Origin of the sequence: Microvirga zambiensis WSM3693 (assembly GCF_016735695.1) — a bacterium.
GTDB lineage: Bacteria > Pseudomonadota > Alphaproteobacteria > Rhizobiales > Beijerinckiaceae > Microvirga > Microvirga zambiensis.
The window spans coordinates 32,220-47,810 of sequence record NZ_JAERQD010000023.1 but is presented as its reverse complement, the minus strand read 5'-3'; the positions used below and the strand labels follow the sequence as shown (position 1 = coordinate 47,810).

General features: G+C 61.6%; 14 protein-coding genes. 1 reads left to right on the top strand and 13 read right to left on the bottom strand.

Going from position 1 to position 15,591, the window contains the following annotated elements; genetic code table 11:
* Positions 1-5 precede the first annotated feature (5 nt).
* Complete coding sequence (locus JKL46_RS18130) at positions 6-1,448, top strand: porin (protein WP_201835510.1); 1,443 nt, start codon at positions 6-8, stop codon at positions 1,446-1,448.
* Between the two features lie 140 nt (positions 1,449-1,588).
* Here JKL46_RS18130 and JKL46_RS18125 read toward each other — a convergent pair whose 3' ends face one another.
* The 13 genes from JKL46_RS18125 to JKL46_RS18065 all read right to left on the bottom strand — a co-directional run bounded on the left by JKL46_RS18125 (position 1,589) and on the right by JKL46_RS18065 (position 15,557).
* Positions 1,589-4,345 (bottom strand): SH3 domain-containing protein, encoded by a 2,757-nt coding sequence (locus JKL46_RS18125; RefSeq protein ID WP_201835508.1) that lies wholly within the window; start codon positions 4,343-4,345, stop codon positions 1,589-1,591.
* A gap of 69 nt (positions 4,346-4,414) precedes the next feature.
* The gene (locus JKL46_RS18120) at positions 4,415-5,053 is read right to left on the bottom strand and encodes a hypothetical protein (protein WP_201835500.1); all 639 of its coding nucleotides are present in this window, start codon (positions 5,051-5,053) and stop codon (positions 4,415-4,417) included.
* 258 nt (positions 5,054-5,311) lie between these two features.
* Positions 5,312-5,653 (bottom strand): phasin family protein, encoded by a 342-nt coding sequence (locus JKL46_RS18115; RefSeq protein WP_201835498.1) that lies wholly within the window; start codon positions 5,651-5,653, stop codon positions 5,312-5,314.
* A 122-nt stretch (positions 5,654-5,775) separates the two neighbouring features.
* Positions 5,776-7,011, bottom strand: a complete 1,236-nt coding sequence (locus tag JKL46_RS18110) for an HlyD family secretion protein (protein ID WP_201835496.1) — start codon at positions 7,009-7,011, stop codon at positions 5,776-5,778.
* Complete coding sequence (locus JKL46_RS18105; protein WP_201835494.1) at positions 7,004-7,486, bottom strand: hypothetical protein; 483 nt, start codon at positions 7,484-7,486, stop codon at positions 7,004-7,006. The genes JKL46_RS18110 and JKL46_RS18105 overlap by 8 nt, the downstream gene beginning before the upstream one ends.
* Before the next feature lie 59 nt (positions 7,487-7,545).
* Complete coding sequence (gene fabI, locus JKL46_RS18100) at positions 7,546-8,352, bottom strand: enoyl-ACP reductase FabI (RefSeq protein WP_201835492.1); 807 nt, start codon at positions 8,350-8,352, stop codon at positions 7,546-7,548.
* Entirely contained in the window at positions 8,349-10,676 is a 2,328-nt protein-coding gene (locus tag JKL46_RS18095) for a DUF3141 domain-containing protein (RefSeq protein ID WP_246529382.1), read from the bottom strand. Before JKL46_RS18095 ends, fabI begins: the two co-directional genes overlap by 4 nt.
* A gap of 101 nt (positions 10,677-10,777) precedes the next feature.
* Entirely contained in the window at positions 10,778-11,287 is a 510-nt protein-coding gene (locus JKL46_RS18090; RefSeq protein WP_201835482.1) for a hypothetical protein, read from the bottom strand.
* Positions 11,288-11,303: 16 nt separating this feature from the next.
* On the bottom strand, positions 11,304-12,512 hold the full coding sequence (locus tag JKL46_RS18085) for an acetate/propionate family kinase (protein WP_201835480.1): 1,209 nt from the start codon (positions 12,510-12,512) through the stop codon (positions 11,304-11,306).
* A 3-nt stretch (positions 12,513-12,515) separates the two neighbouring features.
* Entirely contained in the window at positions 12,516-13,496 is a 981-nt protein-coding gene (locus JKL46_RS18080) for a phosphate acetyltransferase (protein ID WP_201835478.1), read from the bottom strand.
* A 332-nt stretch (positions 13,497-13,828) separates the two neighbouring features.
* Positions 13,829-14,272, bottom strand: coding sequence for a helix-turn-helix transcriptional regulator (locus tag JKL46_RS36340; RefSeq protein ID WP_201835662.1), 444 nt, complete (start codon positions 14,270-14,272; stop codon positions 13,829-13,831).
* Between the two features lie 176 nt (positions 14,273-14,448).
* Positions 14,449-14,745 (bottom strand): hypothetical protein, encoded by a 297-nt coding sequence (locus tag JKL46_RS18070; RefSeq protein WP_201835660.1) that lies wholly within the window; start codon positions 14,743-14,745, stop codon positions 14,449-14,451.
* Positions 14,745-15,557, bottom strand: coding sequence for a DUF2092 domain-containing protein (locus JKL46_RS18065; protein WP_201835476.1), 813 nt, complete (start codon positions 15,555-15,557; stop codon positions 14,745-14,747). The genes JKL46_RS18070 and JKL46_RS18065 overlap by 1 nt, the downstream gene beginning before the upstream one ends.
* Positions 15,558-15,591 lie beyond the last annotated feature (34 nt).

Here is a 15,591-nt window from a genome sequence, read left to right as displayed (position 1 = left end):
GTCCGATGAGGACGGTTCGTACTTTGTTGCTTGCAAGCGTCGCATTGATCGGAGGCGGAGCACAGGCCGCCGATCTTCCCGCCAAAACGGCGACGCCCGTCGAGTATGTCCGCATCTGCTCGACCCACGGCAACGGCTTTTTCTACATTCCCGGCACGGAAACATGCTTGCGTGTCGGCGGACGGGTTCGTGCGGAGTATCTGTATCTCGAGCCGACCAATCGTCTGCAGGACACGATCGGCTTCCGCGGCCGCGGCCGCATCAACATCGATGCACGAACCTCCACCGCCTATGGCATGCTGCGTACCTACATCCGCATGGAGATGACGCGGAACACGGGCGCCTATGGATTCAGCTCCACGACACCTGAGATTTCCCAGGCTTTCGTCCAGTTCGCCGGCCTCACCGCCGGTCGTGCGATCTCGTTCTTCACGGATCCGGACCTGCCGGCCCCGAACTTCGGCGATCTGAAGTTCGACGATCCTTCGAATGCGGAAACGAACCTGTTCGCTTATACCTTCTCGTTCGGCAACGGTTTCTCGGCCACCCTGTCGCTCGAGGACGGTAAGGAGCGCGGGATCAATAACGAACTGGACTTCCCGCTGTTCGGTCTCGCCAGCACGTCTCCTGTCTTTGCTCCGATCGCCTCCACCTATGCGGGCGAGCGGATGCCGGATGTCGTGGCAAATGTCCGCTATACCGGCACCTGGGGCGGAGCGCAGCTGTCCGCGGCCCTGCACCAGATCCGCGACGTATCCGCCGGCATCACCACGGTGAACGGCGTCTCCGTTCCCGTCATCAACCCGATCACCGGCTTGCCGAACCCGACCTACGCGGACACTGATTATGGTTTCGCCCTGGCCGCCCTCGGCTATGCCAACGTACCCGCTCTCGGGGTCGGCGATACCGTTTGGATGATGGCGACCTATACGGACGGCGCGATCGGCTATCTCAATTCCGGCCAGGTGGACCCGATCAGCAATGGGTTCATCGGCGCTGGCGCCCTCTCCATGGCCATCACCGATGCCTTCGTCGACCCGCTCACGGGGGACTTCAAGACAAACAAGGCCTATGCCATCGCAGGCGGCCTCAATCACAACTGGAATCCAACCTGGCAGACCAACGTCTTCGGGTCCTGGATGCGCTTCGATGCTCCGGGTATTGCGCAGTACGCCGTGCCGATAACGGTGGCGACGCTCGCCAATGGCTCGGCTGGCACGACCACGGGCCTCGTCGATTTCGACGAATATCGTCTCGGCGCCAACGTGATCTGGACGCCGGTGAAGGAATTCCTCATCGGCGTGGAAGCGCTCTATATCCGGGTCGATTCCCGCCAGCGCGTTGCGGTTCCGATCACGACCGCGACCGGGGACCCGACCGGCCTATACAGGTCGACGGGATCGGAAGACACGTGGGAAGGACGCCTGCGCGTCCAGCGCGACTTCTGACCGCTTTCGTTCGGACGAAAGGCGTCACTGTCGCGATATGGAATGTATCAGAGCTGCTTCCACATGATGTGGAAGCAGCTCTCTTTGATATGCCACATGCCTGATGGGATTCGGAGCACCAGTTTCGCCGGCACGATGGTCTAGCGGCGCCCTCCCCGGAAGCCCCCTCCACCGCGTCCACCGAACCCGCCTCCTCCGCCTCCAAAGCCGCCGCGCGGCCCCATGCTCCGGGACGGTCCGAACGATCCCGCGCCGGAGAACTGCGCCGGCGGCCTGAACTCCCGGCCCGCCATCTGGCGCTGGTTGCCGATATTGCGCGCCTGCATGTCGCGCATGACGTTCGACGGAAGCGGCTGGCGAGCAGCAGCCGGGCGTTGAGCGCCCGGACGTTGCTGAGCGGCCCGCGGCTGCGACGCTGCTCGCTGTTGCGCAGCCGGGCGATCCTGCGTCGCGCGACGCTGCTGTTGAGCAGCAGGTCGCTGCGGGTTGGCCTGACGCTGCTGCGCCCTTTCCCTGACGGCGTCCGCATTGGCGGCGTCGCGCCGGATCGGCTCGCCGCCGCTCAGGCGCTGCCCGAGGGCAGCGCCCGCCGCCCCCGCTGCACCGGCGCCGGCGAGATTTCTAAGCGCCTCGCCTCCCCCACGCTCCTGAAAGCGTTCGCGGGCTTCCGGCGAAAGGCCCTCGCGTCCTTCTCCCCGCTGGAGCAGGTCGCGCGGCTCCGGCCGCTGCACATCCTGCCAGCCACCATCGAAGCGCTGCCAACCGTTACCGGTATTGCGATACACGTTCCCGTCCCGACCGGCATAGAGATCCCCGCGACGGCCTTCGCGGACGAAGCCCTGTCCGTTCGATGTGTTCCAGCGCAGGGACGAGCCTCCGGCGGCATTGTCTCGCGCCGTCACGCGCGCCCATTCGGACCCGCGCTTGACGCCGGCCGATTTCCAGGCGCCATAGACGTTGCGCCCGCCGGCCGCGAAGGCTGCGCCATCGGTGCGCGGATTGTACGCGCCGACGAATCCGGCCGAACCGCGCGGTCCCCAGGCCGCCCCGGCACGGACATAGGTTCCGGTGCTCGGATTCCAGGCCCGTACTCCCGCGATCCCTCGATAGGGACCGTAGGCAAAGCCATAGCGACCATACATGCCTCGCACGGGGTTGTAATAGGCCCCGAGGCCCCAGGTGGCGGGACGCGGATAGTAAATCGGGTATCCGTAGCCGGCCCAGTTGTACCAATAGGGCGGATAGGCCCAGCCGGTCCCGTAGACATAGGTGCCCCAGGCCAGGAAGTTGTAAAGATAACCCATGGTGTAGCCGTACCAGACCGCATCGGGCTCGGTCTCGTACACGCGCACATAGGTGACGTTGTAGAGAGGCGAAGATGGCGGGATCTGATAGATCGCATCAGGCACTTCGCGAGCCAGTTGCCACGGCCCGTTCGGGCTGTCGGCTATGAACCAGACGCCGTCCTGCAATAGAAAATAACGATCCCCGACCTTTATGACCGTCTCGGTGGTGTTCGTCGCGTAGGACAGGCTGGTCGTTTCAATCGGCGCGAATTGGGCATCGCCGGTATAGGCGACCGTCGGCGTGATCGAGCCCGCCTCGACGCGCGCCGTCGTGGGAATGCTGGCCTTGAGCCGAGCTTCCGCACTCTCGGAGGTTCCCGGCACGGAGGCGCGTACCGCGTAATAGGGTGCCTCCTCCGGGATGTTGCGGAAATCCGCCGGCAGATCGGGCGTCGCGAATGTCCATGGCCCCTCGAGCGTCGCGGATCGGAACCAGCGGCCGGACAGCAGAACGTAAAATTGCTTACCGGTCTTGTCGAAGAAGACATCGGACTCGGAATTGGAAGCCCATTGGAGCGCCGTTCCAGGAACATCCTGGAATGCGGGCTCACGCTCGAACAGGATCAGCTCGGAGGGTTTCTCGGTGACAACGACCTTGGGCACGGCAGCGCTGCCATAGGCCTCGGGCGGCATGGCGGCACGTGCATCCGCCCAACTCGTCTCCTCCGGCAGTTCCTTCAGCAAGACCGGCAATTCAGTGACGGGAGCCCAAGGTCCCGTTATTGCGCTGCCGGTGAGCCAGTGGGTGTCGTCCCGAAGATAGAGGGCCCCGCCTTCATCGATGCGGAAGAGATCCCAGTTGGTGTTGACCAAGAAGGACAGACCGGCCTTGCCCTTCACCGGCGCATAGGCGGGCGGGCCGTCGGTCTGCAGCAGGATCGCAGGAGATTTCGATACGAAGATCGGCGGCGGATCCGACTTGAGACCTTGCACGTCGGTCATGCGCTTCTGCTCGGCAAGGCTCGCCGTTACACGCGCCTCGGAGACGGTGATCGGGCCGGTGGGAAGAAGCTTGCCTGTCTCGACCGCCAAGGCTGTCAGATCCTCCCGGCCGAGGCCGGAGAAGTTCAGATCAGTGACCGCAATATCGGTGATCACCACCTCGTCTGAATCTTCGTCATAGGAGGTGTTGCCCTTGAGCCCGATTACTCCGAACACCGGGTTGGCTTTTGGCGTCTTGAGGAACTCGGCCGCGACGAGCGCCTCAATCGATTTGAAGTTGGTCCATTCGGTGAATTGCGGCTGAAACAGGATCATGCGTCCTTTGCCGGTCTCATAGGTACGCGGCCACCCTTCGGCTTCCTTGTTCTCCTGAACGTAACGGCCGCTGACGAAACCGCTGCGGCCCTGGACGGTCACCGCGCACCAGCTGCCGGAATCCTCGCATTCTCTGACATCGATGGCGGTACCCTCAGGCAGCGTGCGAATGGAGGAGAACTGCGTTCCCGGGCCTGAGCGGAAATTGACGCTCGCTGTGGTAACACCCGGTGCAGCGAAGCTTGGCGCCGCCGAGACGATCGGGACAAGCGCGTACGCGATGAACCTACGCATCGTTAGTTAGTCCTCCCAATAAAGCCGGCTTCTGCCAACCGCCGCGAAAGCGATCACGACCGGACGAATTCAGTAGTTGCAGACCTGTTCCCGACGGATGAAGACCCGCCCATTCACGCCGACCACCCGGCGGCGGACCCAGTAGCATTCCTGGCCATATGCGACGTTGTATGGGGAATAGCCGTAATACGGATAGTCGTAGCCATAACCATAGCCGTAATAGGGATAGGACAGAGCGCCGAGTGCAAGACCAGCCGCCAACGCACCACCATAATAGGGATAGCCGCGATAATAATTGCCGTAATACGGATAACGTCCGTAGCCACGGTAGTAAGGCCGATAACCGCCCGCGACGCGGCCGTAATAGGGAGCGCGGAAGCCATAGCCCGGCCGACCGATCGCCGCTGCGCGGAAATCCCCTCTTCCGGGTCTGGCGGCAGCAATTGCCCCGCCACGAAAACCGCCGGCGCCGATTCCAACTCCGCCCATACCGCCACGCGGGATGAACATTCTTGAGCCCCCACCGAAGCCGCCGCCGAAACCGCCGCCGAAACCGCCGCCGCGGAAACCACCGCCACCAAATCCACCGCCGCCCATACGGATCCCGCCTCCACCGCCACGGCCGCCGAACCGTTGGGCGAAAGCATCACCCGGAACGAGAAGAGCGCTCGCCAGAAGGACACCGAGACCTAAGAGAAGCTTCCTCATTGTCACCTCCCTTTTCGCCAGCAGATAAACCCCGGGCATGGGGCAGGCTGCAAGGGAATTTCATTGTAGTCACATGCGGAGAACTTGCTTGATCATTTGGGACAGATGCGCAGTATTTCGGCAAGCGAAGCTTTGGCGGTGACAGTTTGCCCTGTCACCGCCAGGCTAATCGCTGCTTACGAAAGTCCGGTCATAACGCCTATTGCGTGCGGTATGGCCGTCATTGGCGTTGGATCTGCCAGCGAAGTGCGAACGGGACTATTTCTTCTGTCCGGCCGCACCGTTAGCGGAACTGGTATAAATGGCCATGAGTTTAGCCATTTCGGCATTGTAGTCGCGGAGGGTCTCCTCCATCCATCGCGACTGCACGGCAGAAATATCCGCCGGGCTCTTGCAGTCCAGAACGTCGCGGAGGGTTTGCGCGCTCTTGTCGAGGCGCATGGACATGAAGCCCATCATTTCCCGGTGACACTCGGCGGTTGCAGAAAGCCAAGTTTCGGCGGCATTTGCCAAAGCACGGCTGTTGTCACCCGCCAATGCGCTTCCACTCATACTGCGCAAAGTGTCGGATACCGACGATCTTTTCGGCATGGTGGTCATGGATCATCCTCCTCAATGAGATCCGTCATCAATATTGTCTGATATTGAAGCGTAAACGCTACTCAGGCGGCGGTTGTCCCGATGGGCTTCTTCACCATCAAAACACCTCGATGAGGCCGCCCTTAATGCCCGCCGAACACCAGCGACTGGATGGGCAGCACAAGCGCCTGGATGCGCAAAAGCATCGCGTGAACGAGCCCGACCGCATCCACCGCATGCAAAGCAAATCCACGAACAGCGCCGACCTTGCCGGAGGCGAGCAGCTCGTGATTGCTCGTATAGGCATTGGCGATACAGCTACTGCCGGGTGTCACGCCGTCAAGCCCCCCGTCGTAGAGCGGCTCGAGAAAAACCAGAATCGTGCCTGGTCGTGTTACCTGCTGGGCCTCGAGAAGCTGCTCGCCGGCGCGGAACTGACCAGCGGCGATGTAGTCCTGCACCCCAGTCACGACCATCGGGATGATAGTCCAGGGCCGGGAGATGCACGTCACCTCCGCTACCATGCCGACCTTCATGACCTGAGCCTCGACCTGATCGAACCCGGCTTGCAGGCGGCCCCGGCCGGAATCCTCCGGGATCAAGACCCCTGCCGCGCGAATGAGCGGATTGACGATATCGCCAACGCGGAGCGTGAACTGCTCCACCCGACCGTCGACGCCAGCACGGACAACGGTCTTCTGCAAGTCGACCTCCGCCTGCGCCAACTCGGCTTCGGCACTGGCTTTCTGGGCAGGAAGAAGGCTTGCAAGTTGCGCCTCCGCCTGTGCCTTCGCAGCGGTTGCGGCGTCAATGCTTCCTTGGCGTCCCTCCACGGCCACTCGGAGTTTTTCGATATCGCGCACAGCAACTGCGCCAGGATTGCGCCGGTAGATCTCTTCCTTGGTCTCCAATTCGTCGACTGCCTGCTGATGGGCGCTCCTAGCCTCCTGGATCTTGCCTTCAGCCTCGAGAATCTGGGCTTCCGAGACAACCATGGCGGCTTGGGTTTCGGCGATCTTGCGACGAGCTGTCTCTACGGCGGCCTGCTGCCTCGCGCTGTCAAGCCGGAAGATCGGTTGACCTTGCTTGAACGAACCGCTCACACCATCAATGTACACTTCTGCGACACGCCCGTTGGTTTCCGGAAGGATCGGCACGGTTCTAAAGAAGGCCGTGACGTTCGTCGTCGACGGGTGATTATAGAATATTACGGTGATCAAGCCGACTGTCAGCATGAGGCAGGTGATGATGCCCCAGCGCAGCTCGAACCAGACCGAGAACAGCGTGATCTCCTTGCCGATCCTCTTTCCCTGGCCATAGCGGCGGTAGAGATAGTCCGGCAGAATCGTCAGCATCGAGCAGAGAAGAAGCTCAAGCATGGACCTTCTCCTTCGCGAGCCGGGATGGAGTGACCGTCCTTGGCACTTCCACCGTTCCCTCGCCGGCCTCATCCGCCGGCGCCGCAGGTATCCCAAGCTCTTCAGGTGTCTCTGTCGCCCCCTCACCCGGCTTCAACCCGGCAATCTTTTCCAGCGACCCCGCGATCCTGCGAAGCGGATTGCCGAAGTCGGGAAGATCGATCAACGCCAGCAGCAGGCCGGCAACCCAGAATGCATGAATGTGCGTGAACAGGGCCAGCAAACCCAGTACGGCGACGATCTCGAACTGCAGTTTGTGCGACCGGTGGGCGATGCGCTCGGGCAGCGTATGCAGACGAAGGAAGAGCAGACCGACGGCGAGGACGGCGAGTATGAGGAAGATCGCCATGATGACCATCAGGACATCGGTCCCGCCAGGCGCGGCGATGAAAATCGGAAGGTTATGAGGTGCCGCAGGATTAAGCGATGGTGTCATACCTGCTCTCCGATCGAGGCCTCGTCGACGTGCAAATCATGGAAATCTCCCATCCTTCATCAGGCCATAATGCTCAGTCCGCCATCGACATAGGTCGTTGTGCCGGTCAGACGCCGCGCGAAGGGCGTTGTCAGATAAGCTGTCGTAAGGCCCACATCGTCGATATCGACCAACTCGCCGATGGGAGCGCGCTCGATGGCTTCGGAGAGAAGGACGTCGAAATCCTTCAGGCCCGAGGCTGCCCGGGTTTTGAGCGGCCCCGGAGAAATGGCATGCACCCTGATGTGCTTGTCGCCCAGCTCATAAGCGAGATAACGGACCGCGCTCTCCAGTGCCGCCTTCACGGGGCCCATGAGATTGTAGTTCGGCACGACCTTGTTTGCGCCGTGGTAGCTCATGGCGAGGAGAGTGCCGCCATCGGTCATCAGCGGCTCGGCGAGGCGTGCCATACGGATGAACGAGTGGCAGGAAATGTCCATCGCGACCTTGAACCCGTCTGCGGACGAGTCGACGACCCGCCCATGCAGGTCGTCCTTCGGAGCGAATGCGATGGAATGCAGCGCGACATCGAGCCCGCCCCAGGTGTCACGGATCTGCTGGAACACGGCTTCCAGTTCGCCCTCCCGCGCCACGTCGCAGGGGGCGAGGATCGACGCCTCAAGTTCCTGCGCGAGGGGTTCGACATAGGCCCGGGATTTCTCGTTGAGATAGGTAACCGCCAGCTCCGCCCCGAGCTGACGGAACACCCGCGCGCAGCCATAGGCAATCGAATGCTCGTTGGCGATGCCAATGATAAGTGCGCGCTTGCCCTGCAGGATCTTGGACTGCAGGGCGGCGTTGCGCAGATCCGTGGAATGGTCACTCATGAGCTTGGCCCCATACCTCTGATGACGCGTGTCCGCGGAGCAGATCGCCGTTTCGTGTCAGCCTCGGATGACTTCTCCACCAGCGTCACCGTGATCGGCTCCGCTTTTGCAGCCTCCCCCTTCTCATCGGCGAGCAGCTGCCGGATTTCGCCGAGCACGGAGAGCTGCTTGGCATTGGCCTCGATCCGGCCCTCGAGTCGGTCGAGCAGGGCAAGCACCGTATGCCGGTCGTGCGACGTCCGCAGAAGCTTCGGAAGTGCTTTCAGCGCCTTCACCGGCTCGAAGTCGACGATGTAGGACTGCTCGCGGATGATCTGGCGGGCCGCCTCGGCCGACATATCGACGAGGCCGATATCCCTGCCGACGAGATCGCGCGCCCGTTTCATGGCGGAGAGACGACGCCGACCGGTGCCCGCCTTCATCAGCAGGAGCGCGGCACGAACGATGGCTTTCGTCCGATCTCCCTCTTCGATATGCGACAGCGCCGCGCTGACAACAGGCAGGTCTCGCGCATCGATAGGTTGATCGGCCTTAACCTCCTCGTCGCTAGCCATGCCGAATCCGGCGGGGCCATAGGTACGGAAGAACGTATTCTCCACGGCCGCATCGCGCAGATCGCGATAGAGATCTAACGAGGCGGAGGTGATGGCAGCCATCGATGCCTCCATGCGGGCCATGGGGCCATCCCGATCGCGTGGCGACCGGTTTGCCCTTGCCATATCGGCCATTCCTTTCAGCGGCCACATGAGAGGATTGCTATCCGACATTGCCCAGCGCTGCGACCGCTGCGGGTTGAGCGCCATGGCGGCCTTTGCGACAACCGGATTGACCATCGTCGCAATGACCGGGCGGGCGAACGTCTCGTAGGCGGAGGCCAGCATCTCCGACGTCGTCTCAACCGCCTTGAACGGCACCTCGTCCTTGCGGCTGTATTTCTGCAGGATCTGCAGTTCCTCGACCCGCCGTTCTGTCAGCAGCACGTCGTATTGCACGCTCCCGTCGATCTTTTTCTCTTCGACCTGCATGCCATAGAGACCGGGCGGAAGATGCTCGATATACTCGATCAGGTCGACGATCTGCGTGTGCTCGCGCTTGGCGACCGCACCGGAGACGAAGATTCCGAGATGGCCGACGCTTTGGTGCATCAGGCCGATGATTACCTGGCCATTCGCCTTGAGCGCTTCCGTGGTCGGATAGAGATCGGCCACCCAATTGAAGGCCTGCTGCGGCGGTGTGATGTTGTCGCCGAGAGACGCGAACACGATGATCGGAGACTTGATCGCCCGGAGATCGAAGGCACGTCCCTCCGACCATTCCGCATCCCCGGCGGCAAGGTTATTGCCGACGAACAGGTTCTCGACGATCCACTTGATCTCCTGTCGATCCATCCGGAAGAAGCCGCCCCACCAGCGTTCGAATTCGAGAAAGCGCTCGGGCTCGGTATCGATCTTTGCGAAGAGGTTGTAGTACTTGTCGAAATAGGTGTTGGCCGGATTGAGATACTCGAAATTCTCGACAAGATAGGCTCCGTCGAACTGTCCGCCACCGAGATCGGCGGCAAAAAGGGCCGGCCATACCCCCCCGAGCATGCCGCCCGCATAGCGCATCGGATTCTCGCCGTCATTGCCGGCCCAATAGGACATCGGCGCGCCATTGATCACGATCGGCCCGGGAAGTTCGGGATCGAAGGCGCCCAGCAGCATCGCGGCCCACCCGCCCTGGCAATTGCCGACCACAACCGGCTTGCGCGTGTTTGGATGACGCTCGCCGACGATGCGGAGAAACTCGGCCTCCGCCCGCGAAACATCCGCAAGGGTTTGTCCCTGCACCGGCTCCGGAAAGAAGATCACAAAATAGACGGGATGGCCCGCCTTGAGCGCCACTCCGACCTGCGAATCCTGCTTGAAGCCGCCGATGCCCGGCCCATGGCCCGCTCGCGGATCGATGATCACGAAGGGCCGGCTATCCGGATCTGTTACGACACCCGCCGGCGGAATGATGCGCACGAGAGCATAATTCGCGGGGCGCTCAAAGGTGCGGGCATCCGCGACGATTTCCCATTTGAAATCGAGGAGCGGCGGCTTGCCTGCCTTCTCGTGTTCGATCCAGTTGTTGCCGCGCTGGCGCAACGTGTCCCAGAACAGTGTGGACCGCTGTGCGAAGTCGACCCAATAGGTGCCGGCATCGCGCCAGAAATCGAGCGGAGTTGCCGCGCGGGATGAGCCGCCAAGCCAGGGCTCGCTCGCCGCCTTGACAGCTTTCGCGTAACTCTGGAAGGCGTTCGAGCACCGCTCCTGGTAGACCTGGGCAATCTTCATCTGCATGGTGGCGAACTCGGACAGATGAAGCCCTTGCTCCGCCTGTCCGCTCTCGCCCAGTCGATCAGTCCGTCGCGTTCCTGTCATACGCCTTGCCCCATCTTCAGCTATCGCTTGGTGTCGCCCCATTTAAGGAAGAAACCGACATCACCTGGCAGCCCGCCCGGCCATTCGATGATCATCGCATTGAGTCTGAATCCTGCATCCCGAAGCTGGTCACGCCAGAGCTCATAGGCCTGCCGTGGACGCCCTGTCAGAGTATCAGGCCAAGCAGGATCCGCGTTGTTGATCGCGCGGCCATGGTCCGTGCAAATGGCGTTGGGAAAGCGCATGACCATCAGCTCGGTCGCGCCGCGTTGCGCCGCGGTACGAAGCTTCATTTGCAGGTTCTGCACAATTTCCGCGTGGACTTCGGGCGTAAGCTCAAGCGGCTCGGCCATGCGCTTGATCATTTCCTGGCGCGCCTTCTCGGCACGGTCCATGCCATCGACCGACTTCACGGCCTTCGCCATCTGCATCTCGGTCATGTAGTTCCGCAGGTCGGCGGCCGACATGAACGTCTCGTCCCCGAGCTCATTCTGCGTCTTCTCGTCCGTCTTGGTTTGCGACGTTGTCATGCCATCAATCTCCCTTTCAGGATGCTATCCGAGCGGAGGCCGCGCCAAGTACGCCCTGCGTCTGTCGCGCGATCACCAGTTCCTCATTGGTGGGGATGATCCACGCGGTCGGTCCGGCGCCCGACGAGATCTGCCGTCCGCCCGCTTGGTTGGCCGCTTCATCGAGGGCAAATCCCGCCCAGTTTAGGCCGGCGATCACCTCTGCGCGCGTCGCCACGTCGTTCTCGCCAATCCCTGCGGTGAAGACGAGTCCATCGATTCCTCCGAGCGCCGCCATGAGCGAGCCGATTTCGCGAACGATTCGATAGACGAAGAGATCAATGGCGCTCTTGGCGTCGGAATCCGTTGCCGCCTTCGATCTCAGGGTTCGCATATCGTTCGAAAGGCCGGAAACGCCGAGAAGGCCGGACTTGGTGTAAAGCATACGCTCAGCCTGTTCCGGACTGAGCTTCATCTCCCGCAGCATGTAGAAGACCACGGCGGCATCGAGCGCGCCGCAGCGCGTGCCCATCGGAAGGCCGTCGAGGGCGGAAAACCCCATGGTCGTCGCAACGCTGGCGCCATCTTTGAGAGCACACAGGCTCGCGCCGTTCCCGAGATGCGCGACGACCACCCGCCCCTTGGCCAGTTTAGGATCGTAATCTTTCAGGACGGATGCGATGTAGTCATAGGACAGGCCGTGGAAGCCATAACGACGGACGCCACGCTCGCGCATCTCGCGCGGCAGGGCGAACATTGTCGCGATGTCCGACTGGCCCTGGTGGAAGGCTGTGTCGAAGCAGGCGACTTGCGGCATGCCAGGAATCCGCCGGCGGACGATTCGGATCGGCTCCAGATTGTGAGGCTGATGCAGAGGGGCGAGCGGTACCAGCGTCTCGAGCGACTGAAGAACTGCCTCGTCCACCAGAACCGGGCGGGAGAAGGCCTCCCCGCCATGAACAACGCGGTGGCCGATCGCCACCAGCTTGCGGTCTTCCTGATGCTGGCGCAGCCATGTAACGAGGTGCATCAGGGCTTCTTCATGCCCAAGCTTATCGCCAGCGCTCCAGGTCATTTCGTCGAGAATTGCGCCATCGGTGCCCTTAACGACGAAATGTGCCGGTCCCCCAAGTCCCTCGAACAATCCCTTGAAGACCATGCACGGCTGCCCTTCATCACGGGCTTCGAAAACCTGGAACTTGAGGCTCGATGATCCGGCATTGAGCACCACGAAAACAGGAGTCATGGGTCAGACCTCCGGGAGGCCGAGCCGCTGGCGCTGAGCATCGGCAACGAGCGAGGCGACGGCGCAGGACGCCAGTCGGGTGATCGTCGAGTCGGCCCGGCTCGTGAGGATGATGGGAACCCGCGCACCGAGAACGATGCCTGCAGCGTCGGCGTCGGCAAGGAAAGTCAGGCTCTTCGCAAGCATATTACCGGCTTCGAGATCGGGCACCACGAGCACGTTGGCTTGGCCCGCGACAGGGGACGCAATCTTCTTGATTTTCGCCGCGCCCAGATCGATCGCATTGTCGAGAGCGAGAGGACCGTCAAGAATTCCGCCTGTGATCTGGCCGCGATCGGCCATCTTGCACAAGGCCGCGGCTTCTATGGTCGAAGGCACTTTCGGATTGACCGTTTCCATCGCGGAAAGGATCGCGACCTTTACCGGATCCACCTTCAGCGCAAGAGCGAGATCGATCGCGTTCTGAACGATATGGACCTTATCTTCCAATGTCGGAGCGATATTGACTGCCGCATCGGTGATGATGAGCGCCGTCTCGTGACCGGGAACGTCCATCACGAAGCAATGGCTGATCCGGCGGGCAGTGCGCAGCCCCCCTTCGCGTCGGACGACGGCCGCCATCAGCTCGTCCGTGTGCAGACTTCCTTTCATCAGCGCTTCGGCTTGCCCGTTTCGCACCTGGTCGACGGCAGCCTCTGCCGCGGCATGACTATGCGCCGCTTCGACGATCTGAAAGTCGTCCAGGCCTTTGCCTAAAACCTCCGCGGCAGCCGCGATCTTGGCTTTCGGCCCGACAAGGATGGGATCGATCAGCCCAAGTTCGACAGCCTCGAACACTGCGCCGAGAGATGCCTGATCGCATGGGTGTGCGACGGCAACCTTCAGCCTCGGGGCCGCTTGGGCAGCCGCGACGAGCCGGTCATATTTTTCATGGGTTCTCAGACCGTGCTGAGTCGAGCCCTGAACCGTCATCGCTGCCGTCATGATCGGTCTCCATGCGGTTGTCCGAAAGCGACCGTCGCCTTAACCGCTGCGACCGCCGCCAGAATCTCGGTCATCGTGTCGATAGACTGCCGGAGAGGCCAGGGCTCAAGTCCGCGATCGTCCGGCTTGTATGCCAGAGAAAGTATGGTCCGTTCACGCTCCGGTGCTTGACCTATTGGGTCAAGGATTTGACATTTTAGGACTGGCAAGAGGGAAACGATTGCATCAGCTGCCAGGCAGTCGCACGGTCGGCCAACAGGCTGAAGGATGTCAAGGCGATGCTCCGACACGTATCCCAATCTTTTGCCGGCGTTCTCTCCCAAGCCTCCCGCTCATGTGCCATCGGGCCTGCCGCCGGAGAGGGTTTGCGGTGGATGGCGTGATGTCGGAGACCATGGCGATTTACGAACGTGGGAATGCCGAATGCGCCATTCTGAAGGCGTGTGACCGGACCAACGCCGGAAAGCGCGGGTGAAGGCGCTCAGCTCCGAATACTTCAATGCCGCCGCGACTTGGTTGAGAGCCATATCCGTGTTGGCCAGCATCTCGCAGGCGATCTCGAAGCGAACCTCATCGGCAATTCGCCGGAACGCCTGACCTTCCATATGCAGGTGCCGGTGCAATGTGCGTCGATGCATGGAGAAGAGGCGCGCGATGCTGGCTGCGGAGCATGCCTCCCTAAGCAGTTCGGTTCGAAGAACCCGACGGAGAGTCTCAGTGAGCGGATCCGATCCGCCCTGTGAGCGAGCTTCGTCTCCCCTGTGGATTGATGGCATTTCCATCGCTCCTCTCTCCATCTCGGCAAGCCTGCCGCGGCGGAATCAACTCACCATAACCATCGCCAAAGTGCTTGCTTGACCGGTTGGGACTTCCTCTTAACAGTTGATCGCCGAAGACGGCATCAACCTCCGCCTTACATGGAAGTCATGCTTCGTTCGCGTACAAGGCAGCGTTACGGGCAGCGGTACACGATCTGCCCATAAGAATTTACGACCTGTCGGCAGCCCGGAGCGGCATAGTAATACGTTCCCGCCGCGACCGCTCCCGCGGTTGCGCCGTAAGCCACGGCACGCCGGGTCGTCCGGCGAGCGACGCCCGCATAGCTGAGCGGTGTTGCGGGACGCCCGATCCTGGCCTCCGCCTTCCCGACGATAGATCCGAACCGCATCGGCCCGGCGTCGTTCAGGGCCAGGGCCGTGCTGCCGATTATCAAAGCCAGAAGGGTGCGACGCACTTGTTTAAGAGTCATCATTTTGTACCTCCGGGAACGACGCCATCAGGGATCTCGTCAATATCCTTAAGGAGCGAAATCGAAACGCCGCTACTCCCATCCGGCGGCTTGAATGCAAATGCATCCGATGCAGGGCTAACTCCGGTCTTCCAGTCCCTGAGCCGCAACGAATATTGCGGAGCGCCACCCACCGCCTTGCTCGTGATGACGTATTTCCGTGGAACCGGACGATCCCCGACTTCGACCCATATCTGCCAATCCGTATCGAGGTTGCGGAAGGCAAGGTGCTCGCATTCCACGCCTTCCACGACACCGCGGCCGATATGCTTGGCCTCCAGGACGCCGGCTATCAGTTCATCGTAGGGTTTCGACAAAAGTAGGTCGGCACCGGGCAACTCGAGTGAAGCATCGGTGCGAAGCCTGTCGACGACCTGATCCAAAGTCTCTGTACTCGTGACCTGAGCGAACCGGTTGCCGCCGCGATCGAATATGGTCACGGTCGCACCATCGGAAATGAGCTCGACATCTGCGTAGCCGCCAGTACGGCTGACCCGGAATTTATTCGGACGACTTACGATGATGTCGCCTGACGCGCTGAACTGGATCTTCTCGACCGCCGGGGTCACAACCTCGATATCAGCGTCGTATTTCAGGGAGAGGTTCTCCTGCCGGCTCACATAATCTGCCATTGCTTTCAGGATGGCCTGCGGTGACGTCTCCTCCGCCGCAGCCGTCGTCACGCTCAGACAGGCAATGACGACGACCGTCGCAAAGCGCAGTGATCCGCGCGTAAGCGACGTTGCCGTATCCGGATAGATCCCTCGATGCATCACATGAGCCTCCCCGGTTTGATTTCAGGAGCAG